At 59.2% G+C, this 19506-nt stretch carries 17 protein-coding genes; 13 read left to right on the top strand and 4 right to left on the bottom strand.

What is annotated here, in order from left to right; all coding sequences use genetic code 11:
* Positions 1–56: 56 nt before the first annotated feature.
* Positions 57–1424 (bottom strand): class II 3-deoxy-7-phosphoheptulonate synthase, encoded by a 1368-nt coding sequence (locus tag MHM86_RS01770; RefSeq protein ID WP_239195132.1) that lies wholly within the window; start codon positions 1422–1424, stop codon positions 57–59.
* 293 nt (positions 1425–1717) lie between these two features.
* On the opposite strand from MHM86_RS01770, the gene MHM86_RS01765 reads away from it, so the two are divergent.
* Positions 1718–2722 carry a GlxA family transcriptional regulator gene (locus MHM86_RS01765; protein ID WP_239195131.1) on the top strand — a complete coding sequence of 335 codons (1005 nt, stop codon included), beginning with the start codon at positions 1718–1720 and terminating at the stop codon, positions 2720–2722.
* Between the two features lie 32 nt (positions 2723–2754).
* On the opposite strand, the gene MHM86_RS01760 is transcribed toward MHM86_RS01765, so the two are convergent.
* Positions 2755–3945, bottom strand: a complete 1191-nt coding sequence (locus MHM86_RS01760) for a PQQ-dependent sugar dehydrogenase (protein ID WP_239195130.1) — start codon at positions 3943–3945, stop codon at positions 2755–2757.
* 292 nt (positions 3946–4237) lie between these two features.
* Between MHM86_RS01760 and MHM86_RS01755 the strand changes: the two genes are divergently transcribed.
* The 5 genes from MHM86_RS01755 (at position 4238) to MHM86_RS01735 (ending at position 9383) form a co-directional block, all read left to right on the top strand.
* Positions 4238–5428 (top strand): ABC transporter substrate-binding protein, encoded by a 1191-nt coding sequence (locus tag MHM86_RS01755; protein WP_239195129.1) that lies wholly within the window; start codon positions 4238–4240, stop codon positions 5426–5428.
* Between the two features lie 96 nt (positions 5429–5524).
* On the top strand, positions 5525–6307 hold the full coding sequence (locus tag MHM86_RS01750) for an ABC transporter ATP-binding protein (protein WP_370643988.1): 783 nt from the start codon (positions 5525–5527) through the stop codon (positions 6305–6307).
* Entirely contained in the window at positions 6304–7026 is a 723-nt protein-coding gene (locus MHM86_RS01745) for an ABC transporter ATP-binding protein (protein WP_370643987.1), read from the top strand. The genes MHM86_RS01750 and MHM86_RS01745 overlap by 4 nt, the downstream gene beginning before the upstream one ends.
* Positions 7027–7029: 3 nt before the next feature.
* Positions 7030–8040 carry a branched-chain amino acid ABC transporter permease gene (locus MHM86_RS01740; protein WP_239195128.1) on the top strand — a complete coding sequence of 337 codons (1011 nt, stop codon included), beginning with the start codon at positions 7030–7032 and terminating at the stop codon, positions 8038–8040.
* The gene (locus MHM86_RS01735; protein WP_239195127.1) at positions 8037–9383 is read left to right on the top strand and encodes a branched-chain amino acid ABC transporter permease; all 1347 of its coding nucleotides are present in this window, start codon (positions 8037–8039) and stop codon (positions 9381–9383) included. Before MHM86_RS01740 ends, MHM86_RS01735 begins: the two co-directional genes overlap by 4 nt.
* Before the next feature lie 71 nt (positions 9384–9454).
* Here the strand turns inward: MHM86_RS01735 and MHM86_RS17125 are convergent, their stop codons facing one another.
* On the bottom strand, positions 9455–10864 hold the full coding sequence (locus MHM86_RS17125) for a divergent polysaccharide deacetylase family protein (RefSeq protein WP_239195126.1): 1410 nt from the start codon (positions 10862–10864) through the stop codon (positions 9455–9457).
* A gap of 143 nt (positions 10865–11007) precedes the next feature.
* Between MHM86_RS17125 and MHM86_RS01725 the strand changes: the two genes are divergently transcribed.
* The 6 genes from MHM86_RS01725 to lexA all read left to right on the top strand — a co-directional run bounded on the left by MHM86_RS01725 (position 11008) and on the right by lexA (position 15896).
* On the top strand, positions 11008–11589 hold the full coding sequence (locus MHM86_RS01725; RefSeq protein WP_239195124.1) for an aminodeoxychorismate/anthranilate synthase component II: 582 nt from the start codon (positions 11008–11010) through the stop codon (positions 11587–11589).
* Positions 11590–11591: 2 nt separating this feature from the next.
* Positions 11592–12614 carry an anthranilate phosphoribosyltransferase gene (trpD, locus tag MHM86_RS01720; protein ID WP_239196868.1) on the top strand — a complete coding sequence of 341 codons (1023 nt, stop codon included), beginning with the start codon at positions 11592–11594 and terminating at the stop codon, positions 12612–12614.
* A gap of 14 nt (positions 12615–12628) precedes the next feature.
* Entirely contained in the window at positions 12629–13444 is an 816-nt protein-coding gene (gene trpC / locus MHM86_RS01715; RefSeq protein ID WP_239195122.1) for an indole-3-glycerol phosphate synthase TrpC, read from the top strand.
* 2 nt (positions 13445–13446) lie between these two features.
* A complete protein-coding gene (gene moaC / locus MHM86_RS01710; protein ID WP_239195120.1) occupies positions 13447–13923 on the top strand; it encodes a cyclic pyranopterin monophosphate synthase MoaC in 477 nt (158 codons plus the stop codon).
* Between the two features lie 7 nt (positions 13924–13930).
* On the top strand, positions 13931–15115 hold the full coding sequence (gene glp / locus MHM86_RS01705; protein WP_239195117.1) for a gephyrin-like molybdotransferase Glp: 1185 nt from the start codon (positions 13931–13933) through the stop codon (positions 15113–15115).
* An 82-nt stretch (positions 15116–15197) separates the two neighbouring features.
* Positions 15198–15896, top strand: a complete 699-nt coding sequence (gene lexA, locus MHM86_RS01700; RefSeq protein WP_239195115.1) for a transcriptional repressor LexA — start codon at positions 15198–15200, stop codon at positions 15894–15896.
* Between the two features lie 6 nt (positions 15897–15902).
* Here lexA and MHM86_RS01695 read toward each other — a convergent pair whose 3' ends face one another.
* Complete coding sequence (locus MHM86_RS01695; RefSeq protein ID WP_239195113.1) at positions 15903–17939, bottom strand: ComEC/Rec2 family competence protein; 2037 nt, start codon at positions 17937–17939, stop codon at positions 15903–15905.
* A gap of 77 nt (positions 17940–18016) precedes the next feature.
* Between MHM86_RS01695 and gltX the strand changes: the two genes are divergently transcribed.
* Positions 18017–19417, top strand: a complete 1401-nt coding sequence (gltX, locus tag MHM86_RS01690) for a glutamate--tRNA ligase (RefSeq protein WP_239195111.1) — start codon at positions 18017–18019, stop codon at positions 19415–19417.
* Positions 19418–19506: the final 89 nt, after the last annotated feature.

Here is a 19506-nt window from a genome sequence, read left to right as displayed (position 1 = left end):
ACGCCCCGGAGAGACCGGGGCGCTTTGGATCATTTTTGCAAATCACCGTTGCGCGCTTAGCTGGCCTTTGCCTGCTTTTCCTGACGCAGCGTGGACAGTTCTTCGGCCACGAGGAAAGCCAGTTCCAGCGATTGGCTGGCGTTCAGGCGCGGGTCACATGCTGTGTGGTAGCGGGCTGACAGATCCTCTTCGGTCACAGCACGCACGCCGCCGGTGCATTCGGTGACATCCTGCCCGGTCATCTCGAAATGCACACCACCCGGCACGGTTCCTTCGGCGCGATGGATCTGGAAGAATTCCTGCACCTCCGTCAGAACCGATTGGAATGGGCGGGTTTTATAACCTGTGGCGGATTTGATGGTGTTGCCGTGCATCGCGTCACAGGTCCAAAGCACGTTGGCACCCTCTTCCTCAACCGCTTTGATCAGGCGCGGCAAGTGATCAGCGACCTGACCGGCACCGAAACGGGCGATCAGGGTCAGGCGACCTGCCTCGTTTTCAGGGTTCAGCTTGGCCATCAGAACCTTCAGATCCTCGGCTGTGGTGGTCGGGCCACATTTCAGACCGATCGGGTTCAGTACACCACGGGCAAATTCAACGTGCGCGCCGTCGGGCTGACGAGTACGGTCGCCGATCCAGATCATATGGCCAGACCCCGCCAGCCACTTGCCAGAAGTCGAGTCTTCACGCGTCAGCGCCTCTTCATACTCCAGCAGCAGCGATTCATGGCTGGTGTAGAAATCCACGGTTTGCAGCGTGTGCGCCATATCGCTGTCAACACCTGCAGCCCGCATAAAGTCCAGCGTGTCGCTGATGCGGTTGGCCATATCGCGATATTTGGCGGCGTTTTCGCCCTCAGTGAAACCCAGCGTCCATTTGTGCACCTGATGCACATCCGCATAGCCGCCGGTTGAAAACGCGCGCAACAGGTTCAGCGTTGCAGCGGCCTGTGTGTAGGCCTGCAGCATTTTCTTAGGATCAGGAATACGGGCCTCGGAGGTGAAGTCCAGCTCGTTGATGATGTCACCACGGTAGCTGGGCAGTTCCACGCCATCGATGGTTTCTGTCGGGGCCGAACGCGGCTTGGCGAACTGACCGGCCATGCGCCCAACCTTTACCACCGGCACCTTGGCGCCATAGGTCAGCACCATCGCCATCTGCAGCATTACTTTGAAAGTGTCGCGAATCCCGTTGGCGGAAAACTGTTCAAAGCTCTCGGCGCAATCGCCACCCTGTAGCAGAAATGCTTCGCCGCGTGACGCGGCGGCCAGCTGTGACTTCAGTTTGCGGGCCTCACCGGCAAAAACCAGCGGCGGATAGTTCGACAACTGCCCTTCAACGGCATTCAAAGCGGCTTGATCCGTGTAATCAGGCATCTGAATACGCGGTTTGCCGCGCCAGTTGGATTTTTGCCAGTCGTTCATGCGATCCTCCGGTCGGGTATTTAGGCGTTGCGGTTCTATAGCTGCAATCGACGATGGAGGCCATGAAAAACAGCGCCCAAAACAGATATGAAATTTATATGAAATCTCTGCTGGAAACGCGCGCAAATCACGGTTAAGAGGCGAAAAATACAGTCCTGAACATCATCGTTCATCTGTACTATTGTGTGACATCAAGGGTCTGTCTAAGCTATGCTGTTACGTGGCGTCGTTTCTTCGATCGGGCGCCACATATAAGCATCGCACACCAGATCACCCATTCCAAGGACGTCTAAATGGAAACAACCCGCCCCGCCCGTGCCGGCCGCAGCGAAGGTGACACCCCGATCAAGGTTGTCTTTGTGCTGCTGGAACAGTTTACGCTGCTGCCCTTTGCCTCGGCCTTGGATTGCTTGCGGATCGCCAACTATACGGCCGGCAAGGAGCTGTATTCCTGGGAATTGCAGGGCGAAGGCGGAGAAAGCGTTACCTCTTCGGCTGGCGTGGCGTTCAATCTGGACAACGACTTGGGTGAATTGGGGCGGGATGACCGGCTGCTGCTGTGTGGCGGCGTGAATGTGCGCCAGAACACCTCCAAGCGGTTGGTTTCATGGCTGCGCCGCGAGGCGCGCAAGGGCATTGTGGTCGGCAGCCTCTGCACCGGCGCCTACAGCCTCGCGCATGCTGGCTTGTTGGATGGCAAGCGGGCGACAATTCACTGGGAACATCAGGACAGCTTCGAGGAGGAGTTTGTCGATGTTGAGCTGACCAAATCGGTTTTCGTGATTTCCGGCAACCGGATGACAGCGGCGGGCGGCACGGCTTCGCTTGACCTGATGCTGTCACTGATCGCTTCTGACCACGGTGAAGAGCTGGCGAACGCGGTAGCCGACCAGTTGATATATTCGTCAATCCGCACTGATCAGGACCCGCTGCGCCTGTCAGTGCCGACGCGGATCGGCGTACGCCATCCGAAACTGTCACAGGTCATCCAGATGATGGAAGCCAACATGGAAGAGCCGATCAGCCCCTCCCTGCTGGCCAAAGAGGTTGGCATGTCCACGCGTCAGCTGGAACGCCTGTTCCGCCGCTACCTGAATCGCAGCCCGAAGCGATATTATATGGAACTGCGCCTGCAAAAGGCGCGCAATCTGTTGATGCAGACGGATATGAGTGTGATCAACGTGGCGCTGGCCTGCGGCTTTGCTTCGCCTTCTCATTTCTCCAAATGCTACCGGTCACATTACAACACCACCCCCTACCGCGAACGCGGCAGCCAGACCGTTCGTACGCCAGAGTGATCTGATCACACGCTATTGGCTAAGAAAACAGATCAGCGGCGCGACAAACGATAGAGCGCGCCGTTCCCCTCGCTCAGAAACCACAACGCCCCATCAGGGCCGACGCGCACATCGCGCACACGGTTGGTTTCCGGTGTCTGGATGCGTGCCTCGGAAAATCCTGCATCCGCGCTGCCAAACGCCCCCCCAAACACGCCGCCCACCTGTCCACGACCGCGACCACTGAGGCGGGCGATATGATCCAGCTTCAATGATCCGACAAACAAATCTCCGCGCCATTCGGGGAACATCTCCCCGCGATTGATCGCCAAACCAGAGGGCGCTATGGAGGGATCCCAGTAATATTGTGGCTGCTGCATGCCACGCTTTGCAGTGCCCTCGCCGATCTTGCGGCCACTGTAATGACGACCATAGGAAATCACCGGCCAGCCGTAATTCGCACCGGCCTCAATCCGGTTGACCTCATCACCGCCACGGGCGCCATGTTCCGACGTCCACAGCTGACCGCTGTCGTCCAGCGCCGCCCCTTGCGGGTTGCGATGGCCAAGGCTCCAGATTTCTTGCCGTCCCTTACGACGCATGTTGAACGGATTGCCATCCGGCACCCGGCCCTCTTGTGTCAAACGCAGCACTTTGCCCCAGAGCGATCCAACATCCTGTGCCACATCACGCACACCCATATCGCCGATGGTCAGGAAAAGGTAATCCCGACCCTGCAAAACCAAACGTCCGCCAAAATGGCGACCGGTATCGCTGCCGCGAAAATCGCTGAAAATCTGCTGCAAGCCTTGCAGTTTTGTCGCCTTGGGCCGCAGTGTGGCGCGACTGATCGCAACACCGGCCCCACCTGCCATATGGCGGCTATAGCTGAGGTAAATCAGGTTTGATTGCGCATAATCCGGCGCGACGACCACATCCAGCAACCCACCCTGTCCGATCGCTGCCACCGCCGGCAAACCGCTGATCGCAGTCACGTCGCCCTCAGGGGAAATCCGCAGCAGCCGACCATCGCGCTCTGTGACCAGCATGGCGCCATCCGGCAGAAAGGCCAGCGACCACGGTACATCAAACCCTTCGGCAATCTGATCAATACGGTAACGCACCGCCTCCGCCTGCCCTGCGCTGGGCAGCCCGAACGACAACGTCGCAGCGCCAGCAGCGCAGCCCCGCAACAGACTGCGACGGGTCAGGGTTTCGGCCCTTTGAGATCTTCGACCTGGCATAGCGACCTCCTCGCCTTTAGCTGCGTCGGATCGGGAACCATGGAAAAATTGTCTACAAATAATAGACCTATGATAGCACACTTTCTGCGCTGCCTTAAGATAGAGCACCGCATGTTTGCGACTCCTCGTGCACCCCATGCAGCAGAACCGACATCCTCGGACGGCCTTGCGACCAAAAGGCATGCTATATCCCTTATTTTTACGGTATTTTCCCGTCTCTCCGCGCTTTTCTTTTCTGAATCGCAGGGATAGTGTCGACTCCAGCATTAGACTGCCAACTTGGGAGAAGATCATGAAAAAGTTTTTGATGGCGTCGGCCGCGACCGCACTTATGGCCGGCGGCGCGATGGCAGATGACCACAGCGTTAAGCTGGGCATCATGCTGGGTTTCACCGGCCCGATTGAATCGCTGACGCCTGCAATGGCGGCCGGCGCAGAACTGGCAATGACAGAGGTCAGCGAAAGTGGCAAGCTGCTGGGCGGCAAGAAGGTCATGCCTGTACGCGCCGACTCGACCTGTGTCGATTCCGGTGCCGCTGCGGCGGCTGCAGAACGTCTGGTCACATCCGATGGCGTCAAGGGCATCATGGGGGCCGACTGTTCCGGCGTAACCGGCGCGGTTCTGTCGAACGTTGCGCTGCCGAACGGCGTTGTGATGATTTCACCTTCCGCAACCTCGCCCGCACTGTCGTCGGCCGAAGATGACGGCCTGTTCTTCCGCACCGCCCCTTCTGATGAACGTCAGGGTCAGGTTCTGGCTGAGGTTCTGAAAGAGCGCGGCATCGAAGAAGTCGCCGTAACCTACACCAACAACGACTACGGCAAGGGCCTGTCCGACAGTTTTGCCAAATATTTCGTTGCAAACGGTGGCACCATCACCAGCACCACCGCGCACGAAGACGGTAAGGCTGACTATTCTGCCGAAGTGGGCGCACTGGCAGCGGCTGGTGGCGACGCACTGGTTGTTGCGGGCTACGTTGACCAGGGTGGCCCCGGCGTTATCCGCGCAGCACTGGACACCGGTGCCTTTGATACCTTCGTACTGCCTGATGGGATGATCGGTGCCGGTCTGGAAGAGAAATTCGGCAGCGAAATCGACGGTTCCATCGGGACCACGCCCGGCAGCGACGCTGCCGATAGCACCATGGTAAAAGACAAGGTTGCCGCAACAGGCGAAGACGTAACCGGCCCCTATATCGGCGAAAGTTACGACGCAGCCGCGCTGATCCTGCTGGCCATGCAGGCGGCAGGTTCGGTTGAGCCGGGTGAATACAAATCCAAGATCGAAATGGTCGCAAACGCACCGGGTGAAAAAATCGGCGCCGGTGAACTGGCCAAAGGTCTGGAAATTCTGGCTGCTGGTGGTGACATCGACTACGTTGGTGCGACCGCTGTGGAGTTGATCGGCCCCGGCGAAGCAGCCGGTGGCTACCGCGAAATCGAACTCAAAGGTGGCAAGATCGAAACGGTTAAGTTCCGTTAATCCGATCACTTTCTTGTAATCCCAGTCAGCCCGGCCACTGTGCCGGGCTGTGCTATATCAACAACGGTGCAAAACGCACCAAGACGGGGGACGCTGATGATCGTCGTAGAAGACGTCCATAAGCATTTCGGGGGATTTCGCGCGGTAAATGGCGCGTCACTCACCATTGAGACAGGCTCCATCACCGGGCTGATCGGCCCGAATGGGGCGGGCAAGACCACTTTGTTCAACACCATTGCGGGCGTGTTGCCGCCGACTTCGGGCCGTATCCTGATGGATGGCGAAGACATCACTGGTCTGGCGCCACATGAACTGTTCCACAAGGGCCTACTGCGGACCTTTCAGATTGCGCATGAGTTTTATTCGATGACCTGCCGCGAAAACCTGATGATGGTGCCGGGTGGCCAGTCGGGCGAAACACTGTGGAACACATGGTTTGGCCGCAAACGCATCGCCGATGAGGAACGCGCCCTGCGCGCCAAAGCCGATGAGGTGCTGGAATTCCTGACCATCAGCCACATTGCCGACCTGAAGGCGGGCGAAATTTCCGGCGGCCAGAAAAAACTGCTGGAACTGGGGCGCACTATGATGGTGGACGCCAAGATCGTGTTTCTGGATGAGGTGGGCGCTGGTGTGAACCGCACCCTGCTTTACACGATTGCAGACGCGATCAAGCAGTTGAACGAAGAACGTGGTTACACCTTTGTGGTGATTGAACACGATATGGATTTCATCGAACGCCTCTGCAATCCGGTCATCTGCATGGCCGAAGGCAAGGTTCTGGCCGAGGGCACCCTGGCCGAGATCAAGGCGAACGAACAGGTGATCGAGGCCTATCTGGGCACCGGCCTGAAAAACAAGGACAAAGTGGGCGCATGAGTACCGAAAACGCGTTCCTGATCGGCGACGGAATGACCGGCGGCTATGGCAAATCCGGCCCCGACATTCTGCACGATTGCACCATCGCGGTGAACAAGGGTGAAATCGCCGTCATCGTCGGCCCCAACGGCGCGGGCAAATCCACCGCGATGAAGGCCACCTTTGGCATGCTGAACCTGCGTCAGGGATCGGTCCGTCTGGACGGGCGTGACATCACCGACCTGACCCCGCAGGCCCGTGTGGCGGCTGGCATGGGGTTTGTACCGCAGACATCGAACATCTTCACCTCGATGACGGTGGAGGAAAACCTTGAGATGGGTGCCTTCATCCGCAGGGACGATTTCCGCGACACCATCGCGCAGATCTACGACCTGTTCCCGATCCTGAAGGAAAAACGCAATCAGGCGGCGGGTGAATTGTCCGGCGGTCAGCGTCAGCAGGTGGCCGTGGGCCGCGCGCTGATGACCCAGCCCAAGGTGCTGCTGCTGGATGAGCCGACCGCAGGCGTTTCCCCCATCGTGATGGACGAGCTGTTTGACCGCATCATCGAGGTGGCGCGCACGGGTATTTCTATCCTGATGGTGGAACAGAACGCCCGCCAAGCGCTTGAGATCGCAGACAAAGGCTATGTCCTTGTCACCGGCCGCAACGCCCACACCGGAACCGGCAAGGACCTGCTGGCTGATCCGGAAGTGCGCCAATCTTTCCTAGGGGGTTAAACCATGGACTTCCTGAACGCCCTTGTGGTGCTGTCCAACTTTGTGCTGATCCCGGCCGTTGCTTATGGCAGCCAGCTGGCGCTTGGCGCGCTTGGCGTGACGCTGATCTACGGCATCCTGCGCTTTTCAAACTTTGCCCATGGTGACACCATGGCCTTTGGCACAATGATTGTTGTGCTGGTGACCTACCTGTTTCAGAGCTGGGGCATCAGCCTTGGCCCGCTGCCCACTGCGCTATTGGCGCTGCCCTTTGGCATTCTTGGCTGTATGCTGCTGGTGCTGTTTACTGACCGCGCGGTCTATCGGTTCTATCGCCAGCAAAAGGCCAAGCCTGTCGTGCTGGTCATCGTGTCGATGGGCGTGATGTTCATCATGAACGGTCTGGTGCGTTTCATCATCGGACCCAACGATCAGCGCTTTGCCGATGGTGAGCGTTTCATCATCTCTGTACGTGAGTTTAAACAGTTGACCGGCCTGTCCGAAGGTCTGGCGATCCGCACCACCCAAGGCATCACCGTTGTGACCGCCTTGGTCGTGGTGACACTGTTGTTCTGGTTCCTGAACCGTACCCGCACCGGAAAATCCATGCGTGCCTATTCCGATAACGAGGATCTGGCGCTGTTGTCCGGTATCAACCCCGAACGTGTTGTTCTGTATACATGGCTGATCGTTGCCGCGCTGGCCACTGTGGCGGGCACCCTTTACGGTCTGGACAAGACGTTCAAACCCTTCACCTATTTCCAGCTGCTGCTGCCGATCTTTGCCGCCGCTATTGTGGGTGGCCTTGGCAATCCGCTGGGCGCCATCGCTGGCGGTTTTGTCATCGCTTTTTCCGAGGTGACGATTACCTACGCATGGAAAAAAGTGCTGAAGTATTTACTGCCGGAAAATCTGGAACCCTCCAGTCTGATGCAGTTGATTTCCACCGACTATAAATTCGCTGTCAGCTTTGCGATCCTTGTGATCGTCCTGCTGTTCAAGCCGACCGGTCTGTTCAAAGGAAAATCGGTATGAGCGAGACAACAAAAAACATCGCCCTCTTTGCCCTCGTCGCCGGTCTGTTCATTGCAACCGGCATGATGCAGAGTTGGAACGCCTCGCTCACCATCCTGAACATGGCACTGATCAGTGCGATCATGGCACTGGGGGTGAACCTGCAATGGGGCTTTGCCGGACTGTTCAACGTGGGTGTCATGGGGTTTGTCGCCCTTGGTGGTCTGGCCACCGTGCTAATCGGCGCCAAACCGGTTGAAGGCGCGTGGACCGCTGGCGGTTTCCAGATTCTACTGGCCCTGGTGCTGGGCGCGGCGACCATCGTGGCGGCCATTCTGGCCTACGCCAAACTGCCTGCAGGCCGCATACGCAACATTGGCGTTCTGGCGATCTTGCTGGTCGGCTTCTTCGTCTACCGTGCTGTGTTCGATCCCGGCGTCGCAGCGGTCGAGGCGATCAATCCCGCGACCAACGGCAACCTTGGTGGTTTGAACTGGCTGGCGGCCGCGCGCGACAGTTCCGTGCGTCAGGCGGATCTGTTTGTTCTGCTGGCATGGCCCGTGGGCGGACTACTGGCGGCGGGTGCGGCGTGGATCATCGGCAAAACCGCCCTTGGTCTGCGATCCGATTACCTCGCCATTGCGACGTTGGGCATTGCCGAAATTATCATTGCCATCATGAAAAATGAGGACTGGCTGGCCCGCGGCGTTAAAAACGTGTCCGGCCTGCCGCGGCCGGTGCCTTATGAGGTGACGCTGCAGGACAGCGCCAGCTTTGTAGACCGCGCTGCGGGGCTTGGTCTGGATGCCACCACCGCCTCCACCCTTTGGGTCAAAACGCTTTACGCGGGGCTGTTTGCGGTTGTGCTGATCCTCTTGTTGGTGATGGCGCAGGCGGCGTTAAAATCCCCATGGGGCCGAATGATGCGCGCCATTCGCGACAATGAGGTTGCAGCGCAGGCGATGGGCAAGGATGTGACGAAACGGCATCTGCAAATCTTCATCCTTGGCTCTGCCATCTGTGGCATTGCGGGCGCGATGATGACGACGCTGGACGGCCAGCTGACACCCGGCACTTATCAACCGCTGCGCTTTACCTTCCTGATCTGGCTGATGGTCATCGTTGGCGGGTCCGGCAACAACTTCGGTGCAGTTCTTGGGGGGTTCCTGATCTACTTCCTGTGGATTCAGGTAGAACCGATGGGGGCGTGGCTGATTGGGGTGCTGACCTCTGGTTTGGCCGATGGCAATCCCGTGAAAGAACACCTGCAAGGCGGCGTCGCCTATATGCGCCTGATGACGATGGGGGTTGTCCTGCTGTTGGTGCTAAGGTTCAGCCCACGCGGTCTGATCCCCGAGAAGTAAAAACACCACACGAAACGAAAAAGGCCTCCCATTGCGGGAGGCCTTTTGTGTTGGGCCGACCAGTCTATCGTTTATCTCAACAACGCCGAAACAGGCGCCAGCGCAACGCGCGATGCGCGATCCTGCAACCCCCAAAGGAGCAGCGCAGAAATCGTTTCTGGCTGCAACCGGCCAACCATAACAACACCCTCGGGCTGTTGACGCGCCTTGAACGCCGCCTGATCAAGGAAACGGCGCATCACCGCCGCGCTTTGCCCATTGCCATCAAAATCACGGAAGACAGAGGCGGACGCGACGCCGTTTTTGCGCGCCAGCTTTTGCGCTGTGTTAAGGCCCTTGGCAAAAAAGACTGCGCCGTGGCCGCTTTCCTGCAAAACGGCGCTGACCTGATCCGACACGGCTTTATCCGATTGCAGACCGGTGTCATCGCCTTCCATCACGGCGACCACCTCCGGCAATTCACGCAAACCAGCGCGCAGTAGGGTTTCGGTATCGGCCGCCGTTGCACCCACAGGAATATCGCTCAGCGCCAGAACCTCAAAGCCAGCCGCGCGGTAGGTTTCCATCCGCGCCAGCGCTTCGGGGCTGGTGACATCCACGGCAAAGCTCAACGGATAAGGGAAGGCAGACAGCGCCTCCACTCCCAGCGCGGTGTCGCCACGATCCAGCAGGATAATCGACATCAGCGGTTTGTTGTCAGGGTTTGCAAAGGGAACAGCGTATTTCTGCAACGGCGGCACATCCGCCATTTCTTCAACAGGTGCAGCGCCCCCTTCCAGCGCGTCGTCATCTGTCAGACGGGTGGCCGGGGTGCCGATACGCGGCGTGACCTCTACTGTTTCGCCAACCTTGGGCAGCGCACTGGCCTCTGGCCGTACGGGAGCCTCATCCTCTGGGATCTCAACAATCACAGCAGGCTCTCGCTGTGTTCCTACCTCGGGACGCGGGATGTTTGTGATTGCGGGCGCGGTGTCTGCTGACGCCTCAGGCGCATCCGGCGCGGCCATTTCAGCGGGTGGTGCCTCGGCCTCCGGCACCTCTGTAGCGGTGGGATCGGGACGCTGCGGATCATCTGCGGATGTTTCTGGCGCGGCATCGGCATTCACCGAAACTTCAGGCGCCGCAGGTACGCCCGTCTGAGCCGGAGCGTCCTCAACTGCGGCGACCTCAGCGGCTGGTGCTTCTGCGGTATCGCCATCTGGCTTGTCGGGCGTTTCATCAGCAACCGCTGGCCCGGTTTCCAGAACAGCTTCAGACACGCCCTCAGGCGCGCTGTCCTCTTGCTGCGCCGTACCGGGTTCCAACGGTTTTTCCATTACAGGATCTGCCGCTGGCACCTCTGTCGGCGCACTTAGATTTGCGTTGATATTTGCATTTTCCGGCAGCGGCGCATTGAGCGTCTGCATCACCGATACTGTTGCAACCCCACCCAAGGCCACCACTGTGCCCAAGAGAAATCCACCAATCGTGCCCCGTGCCACGTCTGCCCCCTCATGATCTGCGATTAGGTCGTTTTCCGACCCTTTGACGCCCCTGCCCCCCTTGACGCTGGGGCGCAAGCCTGAACAAGTATACCGCGACTGAGGGGGCACACCAGCCCCTGCCAAGAACAAAGATGGGCGCGATGCTGCTTCTGATCGATAATTACGACAGTTTTACCTATAATCTGGTTCATTACTTGGGCGAATTGGGCGCCGAAGTGGTGGTCAAACGCAATGACGCACTGGACGTGCAAGAGGCGATGGGCATGAATCCCACCGGCATCCTCTTGTCGCCTGGCCCCTGTGACCCTGATCAGGCGGGCATCTGTCTGGCGCTGACAGAGGCGGCGGCGGAAACCAGAACCCCCTTGATGGGGGTGTGTCTGGGCCATCAGACCATCGGTCAGGCCTTCGGCGGGAACGTGGTGCGCTGCCATGAGATTGTACATGGCAAGATGGGCACAATGCACCACGACAACCTCGGCCTGTTCAAAGGTCTGCCCAGCCCGTTTGAGGCGACGCGCTACCACTCGCTGGTGGTAGAACGCGAAACCCTGCCAGAGTGTCTGGAAATCACTGCCGCGCTGGAAGATGGCACCATCATGGGCCTGCAGCACCGCGACCTGCCCATTCAGGGCGTGCAATTCCACCCGGAATCGATTGCGTCAGAGTATGGGCATAAACTGCTGCAGAACTTCCTCGACATCATGAAGGCCCCGGCATGAAAATGACTGACAGTGCTTCGCAAATCAAACCGCTGATTTTCGCCGCCTCAGAAGGCCCGCTCAGCCGTGCACAGGCCGATATGGCGTTTGAGATCATGTTCGAGGGCGCTGCAACCCCCGCGCAAATCAGCGGTCTGTTGATGTCCATGCGTGCCCGTGGTGAATCAGTGGCCGAATACGCCGCAGCCGCCGCACAGATGCGCGCCAAATGTGTGCCCGTGACCGCGCCCGAAGGCGCGATTGACATCGTCGGCACTGGCGGTGACGGCATCGGCACGCTGAATATCTCCACCGCGGCCGCTTTTGTTGTGGCGGGCACAGGTGTGCCGGTTGCCAAACACGGCAACCGCAACCTCAGTTCTAAATCCGGCGCAGCTGACGCGCTGAGCGAGCTGGGCATCGATGTGATGGTGCAGCCTGATGTGGTCGAACGTGCCATTTCGCAGGCGGGCATCGGCTTCATGATGGCACCGATGCACCATCCAGTGATGAAACACGTGATGCCGGTGCGTCAGGAGCTGGGCTGCAAGACGATTTTCAATATCCTTGGCCCGCTGACCAACCCTGCCGGCGTGAAACGCCAGCTGACCGGCGCCTTTGCGCTGGATCTGATTTTCCCGATGGCAGAAACACTGCTGGATCTGGGCAGCGAAAAAGCCTGGCTGGTGCACGGATCAGACGGCACGGATGAACTGACCATCACCGGCACCACACAGGTTGCCGTGTTGGATCAGGGCACAATCACCCCGCTGGAGGTCCATCCGGAGGATGCCGGCCTGCCCGTGCATCGCCTGCGCGACATCCTTGGCGGATCCCCCACAGAAAACGCTATTGCAATGCGCGCATTGCTGGCCGGTGAAAAGGGTGCCTACCGTGACGCGGTTCTGCTGAATTCTGCCGCCGCGCTGATCGTTGCGGATAAGGTGAGCACCCTCAAAGAAGGTGTTGAAATTGCTGCTGAAAGCATCGACAGCAGCAAAGCCATGCAGGCGGTTGAGAAACTGGCCGCCCTTACCACAGCTTGAAGGAAAACGCCGATATGAGCACCGGAACCGTTCTGGACAAAATCAAAGCCTACAAGCTAGAAGAAGTCGCCTCCGACAAAGCGGCCAAACCGCTGGCAGAGGTCGAGGCAGAGGCCCGCGCCGCCTCACCCGTGCGCCCCTTTGGAGAGGCACTGGCAAAGGCCAACAGACAGGGCTACGGCCTGATTGCCGAAGTGAAGAAAGCCAGCCCTTCCAAGGGTTTAATCCGTGAGGACTTCAATCCTCCTGAATTGGCAAAGGCCTATGAAGACGGCGGCGCAACCTGCCTGTCCGTGCTGACCGACACCCCCTCTTTTCAGGGTGCCAAAGACTTTCTGGTCGCCGCCCGCAATGCGGTGAGCCTGCCGGTTCTGCGTAAGGATTTCATGTATGACACCTATCAGGTGGCCGAGGCCCGTGCGCTTGGCGCCGACTGCATCCTGATCATCATGGCCTCCGTCTCTGATACGCAGGCGGCAGAACTGGAAACTGCGGCGTTTGACTGGGGCATGGACGCCCTGATCGAAGTGCATGACGCCGATGAGCTGGAGCGCGCCACGCTACTGAAATCGAATCTCATCGGCATCAACAACCGCAATTTGAAAACCTTTGAAACCACGCTGGACACCACCCGCCAGCTGTCAAAACTGGTGCCCGCAGATCGGATGCTGGTCAGTGAAAGCGGCCTCAACACCCCCGAAGATCTGGCCGACATGGCCCGTTTCGGCGCCCGCACCTTCCTGATTGGCGAAAGCCTGATGCGCAACGACGACGTCGCCAGCGCCACCCGTCGCCTGCTGGCGAACCCTTTGACTGCGTCGGGGATGTAAGCATGCCTGGCCTCACCCATTTTGACGCCAAGGGCGACGCCCATATGGTCGATGTTTCCGACAAGGCCGTGACCAGCCGGATCGCCACCGCGGCGGGCTGGATCCGCATGGCGGACGCGACATATCAGATGATCGCCAATGGCACCGCGAAAAAAGGTGACGTGCTGGGGGTAGCCCGTCTGGCCGGCATCATGGGGGCCAAGAAGACGCCTGACCTCATCCCATTGTGCCACCCCCTGCCGGTGACGAAAGTGTCCGTCGACCTGACCCTTGACCCCGATCTACCCGGCGTGCGGGTGGAGGCAACGGTGAAAACCACTGGCCAAACGGGCGTCGAAATGGAGGCATTGACCGCGGTCTCCACCGCATCACTCACGGTGTACGACATGATCAAAGCCGTTGATAAGGCGATGGAAATTGGTGGAATTCATGTAACGCTGAAAGACGGCGGCAAATCTGGCCGCTACATCGCGGAATGACCTCGTCATGATCCCTGTCGCCGACGCCCTTGCCCATCTATTCGCGCTGACACCTCGTTTGGGCAGCGAAACCCTACCGCTGGTGCAGGCCGCGGGACGCGTTTTGGCAGAAGATGTCGCGGCCAAGCGCACTCAACCGCCCTTCGCCGCTTCTGCGATGGACGGCTATGCGGTGCACCGCGATGAGGTTGCCATCGCCGCCTCCTTCACCGTGGTTGGCGAGGCGGCCGCTGGGCAGCGTTTTGATGGCACCATCGGGGCGGGTGAAGCCATCCGAATTTTCACCGGCGCGCCGCTACCTGATGGCGATTTTTTCGTCGTAATCCAAGAGGATGTGGATCGAAGCGCAGATACTTTCACAATTGCGCGAGACCCAGGCGCAAACGACAATATTCGCCCCGCAGGCGGCGATTTCACCAAAGGCACTGTGTTGAGCGCGCCGCGCATCCTCACCCCCGCGGACATTGCCATCTTGGCGGCGATGAACATCGCAGAGGTCCCCGTCGCCAAACGCCCTGATGTGGCGCTGATCTCCACCGGCAACGAATTGGTCATGCCGGGTGAGACACCGGGGCCGGATCAAATCATCGCTTCCAACACCTTTGGCCTTAAGGCGATGCTGGACCAACACGGCGCGCACTGCCGCATCCTGCCGATCGCCCGCGATGACGTGGACAGCCTGAAAATGGCCTTTGAACTGGCGCAGGGTGCTGATCTGGTGATTACCATCGGCGGGGCCTCCGTCGGCGATCACGATCTTGTTGCACCAGTTTTGGCAGACCTCGGCACTGAACGCAGCTTCTACAAAATCGCCATGCGTCCAGGCAAACCGCTGATGGCGGGCCAAATGGCCGCTGATCACGGTGGCGCGATGATGGTTGGCTTGCCGGGAAACCCTGTATCCGCAATGGTTTGCGGAGCGATCTTCTTACAACCTGTCGTGCGCGCAATGCAGGGTTTGCCGGCCGAATCTCAGCCGCGTAAAACCGCAACGCTCACCGCAGATCTGCGCTCAAACGGCCCGCGTGAACATTACATGCGGGGCCATGTGGCGAACGGTAACATCACAGTATTTGATCGTCAGGACAGCTCCCTCCTTTCGGTTTTGGCGGCAGCGAACGCACTGGTGGTGTGCCCACCAAATTCGGACGCGAAATCCGCTGGGTCAACGGTGGAATACATCGAATTTTAGACAACCGCTCATTCTGACCGCTTGACACAAAACGAGAACATGAGTAGAACAAACCCAAACCATCAGGCGAAGGGTGCGGTATATGTTGACGAAAAAACAACTGGATTTGCTACAGTTCATTCACAGTCGCGTGCAACACGACGGCGTGCCTCCATCGTTTGATGAAATGAAGGAGGCGCTGGATCTGCGGTCTAAATCTGGCATCCATCGTCTGATCACCGCGCTTGAAGAACGGGGATTCATCCGCCGCCTCGCCCACCGCGCCCGCGCGATTGAAATCGTGAAGCTGCCCGATAGCATGGGCGGTGACAGCGCAGCGGTGCGCCCGAAAGTGGTTGAGGACGACAACACAGCATCCCCTGAGGCGCCTGCATCCAGCCTGCTTAACGACCTGCATGCCTTAGAACTGCCCGTGATGGGCCGTATCGCCGCCGGTGTCCCAATCGAGGCGATTAGCGAAGTCAGCCATAATATCGCTGTGCCTGGCTCCATGTTATCGTCTGGCGGTGAGCACTATGCATTGGAGGTGCGTGGCGACTCGATGATCAACGCGGGCATCAATGATGGTGACGTGGTGATCATCCGCGAAACACGGACCGCAAACGATGGCGATATCGTTGTCGCACTGGTCGAAGATCAGGAAGCCACGCTGAAAACCCTGCGCCGCAAAGGCAGCTCCATCGCGCTGGAAGCTGCGAACCCGGCCTATAAAACCCGTACCCTGCCGTCGGATATGGTAAAGGTACAGGGCCGATTGGTCGGTCTTATCCGCAGTTATTGATGTGCGCTAGCGACCGACGTTGGGCCAGCGTGACCACAGCCGTTCTCCGCTAACCGCCCGATCTGTCACAATGAACGGCTGGGTTTTCAGGTCATAGATGGCAACGCTGCCAGTGGCGGACAGCGCAGCTGCGTCCCAAACCCTGCAGGGGAGAGCGACCTTCAGCCACTGATCGCTGATCATCCAATCATCAGTCTTGCACTCAATGCGTTGAGCTGCCCGTTTTCCCTTTGTTGCAAACAACTCCCCCTCTCCAATTGTCACCCGATCCGGCCAAAGTGCAGCAGCTTCGACCTGTGGGCGCGGACTGCCGTCGTTTTCCAGCCAGACCTCTGCGATGAAGCCCGCTCCGCGTGATGCTGATAAGGCCCTGCCTGCATCAGTCATCACACCAACCAAGGCGCCTTGGTCTGCGATCAGTATATCAGGGCGCGTGCCTTGTGCCCAAATTCCGAAAGCACAGGCCACAGGCAACAATCCCAGCCATCGCGCCCCGCCACGCCAAAGACATACGAACAAACCGCCAAAGCTCAGAACAGGCAGTACACCTGCCACGGGACTCGCAACATAGCGCACAGCAAGCGGGTGATCCGCGACCCGTTGTGCCACGGCCAAAATCCAATCAATGCCTGCGCCCATCGCCCAGAGCGGCATCGCCTCCATGCCGAAAGGCATCGCAAACACGGCAAGCACGGCCGCAGGCATCACAAAAAGCCCCATCAATGGCACAGTGGTTAAATTCGCGATCAAGCCTAGTTGAGACACCATATTGAAATGCGCCGCCGCAATTGGCGCGGTCGCCAGTCCCGCCACAGCTGAGGACAGAAACAGCGACAGCGCCCCACCCAACACAGGCACGCGCATCACCGCCGCCCCGCGCAACATTGAGAACACCACAACCAGTGATGTTGTCGCCGCAAAGGACATTTGAAATCCCGGGCTGACCAACGCCTCTGGCCGCAAGATCAAGACCACCAAGGCCGCCAGCGCCACGGCTCTTAACGTCAAGGCGCGGTGGTCCAGCATCACCGCAAGCAGTGCCATCGCCACCATGATGAACGCTCGCTCCGTCGCGATCGCGCCGCCGGAGAGGGCAAGGTATCCGGCGGCGGCAAAAAGGGCCGCGCCTGCGGACAGTTTTTTGATCGGCCAACGCAGTGCGATCCACGCGTGACACGACAGCAGTATCCGGATCAGCCAGAAAACAAATCCGCTGACCAGTCCCATATGCAGACCGGAAATAGCCAAGAGATGCGCCAGGTTTGAGCGACGCAAATCCTCCACCCGCGCCTCTGGCAGGGCCGATCGATCGCCAGTGATCAGCGCGACAGCAACCGCCCCCGTATCACCGGGCAATGCTGCGCGGATGCGCGCGCCGAACATCTGTCGCAGGCGGGATACCAAGGGGCCCTGCCCTGGCTGCAACAAGACCACCGGACTGCGCGTATATCCAATTGCGCCGAGACGCTGAAACCACGCATGGCGGCGAAAATCGAACCCGCCCGGCTCGACCGCGCGGGGCGGCGGGCTGAGGTGGCCGGTCAACATGACCCGCTGGCCGATTTGTGGGGTATGGCCCGCAATCTTTGCATGAAGCGCCACGCGCACCCGCGTTGGCGCGGGGGCCAAACGGCCCGCCAGTTCCACATCGCTTAAGGTGAGGCGAACCGCGCCGGAGGCAGATTGGTCGAGCGCCAGAACCCGCCCCTCAATCGCCCCGTAATAGCGCCCATCAAGGACCGGTCCGGCAACGTAATGGGCCCGCGCACTGGCGAACAACACCCCAAGTGCAACCAGCGCCACACCCAGGAAAAACGGTGCCAAAGCCAACGGCACCCAGCGCCGCACGAATAGCGCCAGCCCCATGAACAGCACAGCCCCCCCCAGCCACGTCAGGTCCGGTTCAAACCTCAATGAGAAATAGCCGCCGATACCAGTGGCGAAACACACCGGCGCCCAACTGAACAGATGGCCGCGCTGCATCAGCAACCCTGCCTCAATCCCAGCCCAAGCAACGGCGAAGAAACCTAGAACGCGCGCCAAGCCTTGCCCCCCAAGCATCGCCTAGTTAGACAGGCGCAAACTTCGCATAACTTGCTTACCGAAAGGTTAATGCCCGCATGTCTTCCAATGTCGTGACCCGTTTCGCCCCTTCGCCCACCGGCTTCCTGCATATCGGCGGCGCACGCACCGCGCTGTTCAACTGGCTTTTTGCCCGCGGTCAGGGCGGCAAGTTCCTGCTGCGGATTGAGGATACGGACCGCGAACGCTCCTCGCCGGAGGCGACGGCGGCGATCCTGAAGGGCCTGGAATGGCTGGGGCTGGACCACGATGGTGAGGTGATCAGCCAATTCGAACGCGCCGACCGCCACGCCGAGGTGGCGCATCAACTGCTGGCAGAGGGCAAGGCCTATAAATGTTTCGCCACGCAGGACGACATCCAGTCCTTCCGTGAGGAGGCGCGCGCCGCTGGCAAATCGACCCATTACCGGTCGCCCTGGCGCGATGCCGCGGAAGACACCCACCCTGACGCGCCTTACGTGGTGCGCATCAAAGCCCCGCAGGACGGCGCCACTGTGATCCGCGATCAGGTGCAGGGCGACGTGACGATCAAGAACGACCAACTGGATGATATGGTTCTGCTGCGCTCGGACGGCACGCCGGTCTATATGTTGGCGGTTGTGGTGGATGATCACGATATGGGTGTGACGCATGTGATCCGCGGCGATGACCACCTGAACAACGCCGCACGTCAGATGATGATCTACGAGGCAATGGGCTGGGACGTGCCGGTCTGGGGCCATATCCCGCTGATCCACGGTGGCGACGGCAAAAAACTGTCCAAACGTCACGGCGCGTTGGGCGTCGAGGAATATCAGGCGATGGGATATCCGGCGGCTGGCATGCGCAATTATCTGGCCCGTCTGGGCTGGAGCCACGGTGATGACGAATATTTTACTGATGCGCAGGCTCAAGACTGGTTCGGCTTTGACGGTATCGGTAAATCGCCAGCGCGCTTCGACTTCAAAAAATTGGAAAACCTGTGTGGGCAGCACATTGCAGCAACGGATGATGCTGCACTGCATCAAGAATTGCAGGACTTTCTGGCGGCAATCGGCAAAGACGCACTGTCTGATGCGCAGAACGTAGTTCTACGTAAGGCGCTCTACTGCACCAAGACTGGCGCCAAAACTTTCCCACAACTGATTGAAAAATCGTCATTTGCGCTGGTTTCGCGCCCAATTGACGTAGAGGAAAAAGCGGCCAAACACCTCGATGATGTATCCCGTGGTATACTGAAGCAATTGACGCCGCATTTGCAAAATGTTAGCTGGGAACGTGACGAACTGGAGGCTGTAGCCAACCAGTTTGCAGAAGCGCAGGGGATGAAGTTCGGCAAGCTGGCCGGACCATTGCGCGCCGCCCTTGCTGGGCGCGCAGCAACACCTAGCGTCTTTGACATGATGCTGGTCCTCGGGCAGGACGAAACCCTTGCCCGTCTGACCGACGCTGCCGCTTAAGCTCGGGCCGACATGGCCCAGAACTTGAAACACCGCGGCCAATATAAAACAGCCACGCCGCGTGCCCCTGCAGGGGCACGTTGTGCCAT

This window comes from Thalassobius sp. Cn5-15, from assembly GCF_022347685.1.
GTDB lineage: Bacteria > Pseudomonadota > Alphaproteobacteria > Rhodobacterales > Rhodobacteraceae > Thalassobius.
Note: the sequence above shows the minus strand (reverse complement) of the source record. Positions and strands in the feature narration are given on the sequence as shown.

Excerpts from the sequence above, each read along its gene's own strand:
- MHM86_RS01770 (WP_239195132.1), bottom strand. The coding sequence starts at position 1,424 with ATGAACGACTGGCAAAAATCCAACTGGCGCGGCAAACCGCGTATTCAG.
- MHM86_RS01765 (WP_239195131.1), top strand. The coding sequence starts at position 1,718 with ATGGAAACAACCCGCCCCGCCCGTGCCGGCCGCAGCGAAGGTGACACC.
- MHM86_RS01760 (WP_239195130.1), bottom strand. The coding sequence starts at position 3,945 with ATGCCAGGTCGAAGATCTCAAAGGGCCGAAACCCTGACCCGTCGCAGT.
- MHM86_RS01755 (WP_239195129.1), top strand. The coding sequence starts at position 4,238 with ATGAAAAAGTTTTTGATGGCGTCGGCCGCGACCGCACTTATGGCCGGC.
- MHM86_RS01750 (WP_370643988.1), top strand. The coding sequence starts at position 5,525 with ATGATCGTCGTAGAAGACGTCCATAAGCATTTCGGGGGATTTCGCGCG.
- MHM86_RS01745 (WP_370643987.1), top strand. The coding sequence starts at position 6,304 with ATGAGTACCGAAAACGCGTTCCTGATCGGCGACGGAATGACCGGCGGC.
- MHM86_RS01740 (WP_239195128.1), top strand. The coding sequence starts at position 7,030 with ATGGACTTCCTGAACGCCCTTGTGGTGCTGTCCAACTTTGTGCTGATC.
- MHM86_RS01735 (WP_239195127.1), top strand. The coding sequence starts at position 8,037 with ATGAGCGAGACAACAAAAAACATCGCCCTCTTTGCCCTCGTCGCCGGT.
- MHM86_RS01725 (WP_239195124.1), top strand. The coding sequence starts at position 11,008 with ATGCTGCTTCTGATCGATAATTACGACAGTTTTACCTATAATCTGGTT.
- trpD (WP_239196868.1), top strand. The coding sequence starts at position 11,592 with ATGACTGACAGTGCTTCGCAAATCAAACCGCTGATTTTCGCCGCCTCA.
- trpC (WP_239195122.1), top strand. The coding sequence starts at position 12,629 with ATGAGCACCGGAACCGTTCTGGACAAAATCAAAGCCTACAAGCTAGAA.
- moaC (WP_239195120.1), top strand. The coding sequence starts at position 13,447 with ATGCCTGGCCTCACCCATTTTGACGCCAAGGGCGACGCCCATATGGTC.
- glp (WP_239195117.1), top strand. The coding sequence starts at position 13,931 with ATGATCCCTGTCGCCGACGCCCTTGCCCATCTATTCGCGCTGACACCT.
- lexA (WP_239195115.1), top strand. The coding sequence starts at position 15,198 with ATGTTGACGAAAAAACAACTGGATTTGCTACAGTTCATTCACAGTCGC.
- gltX (WP_239195111.1), top strand. The coding sequence starts at position 18,017 with ATGTCTTCCAATGTCGTGACCCGTTTCGCCCCTTCGCCCACCGGCTTC.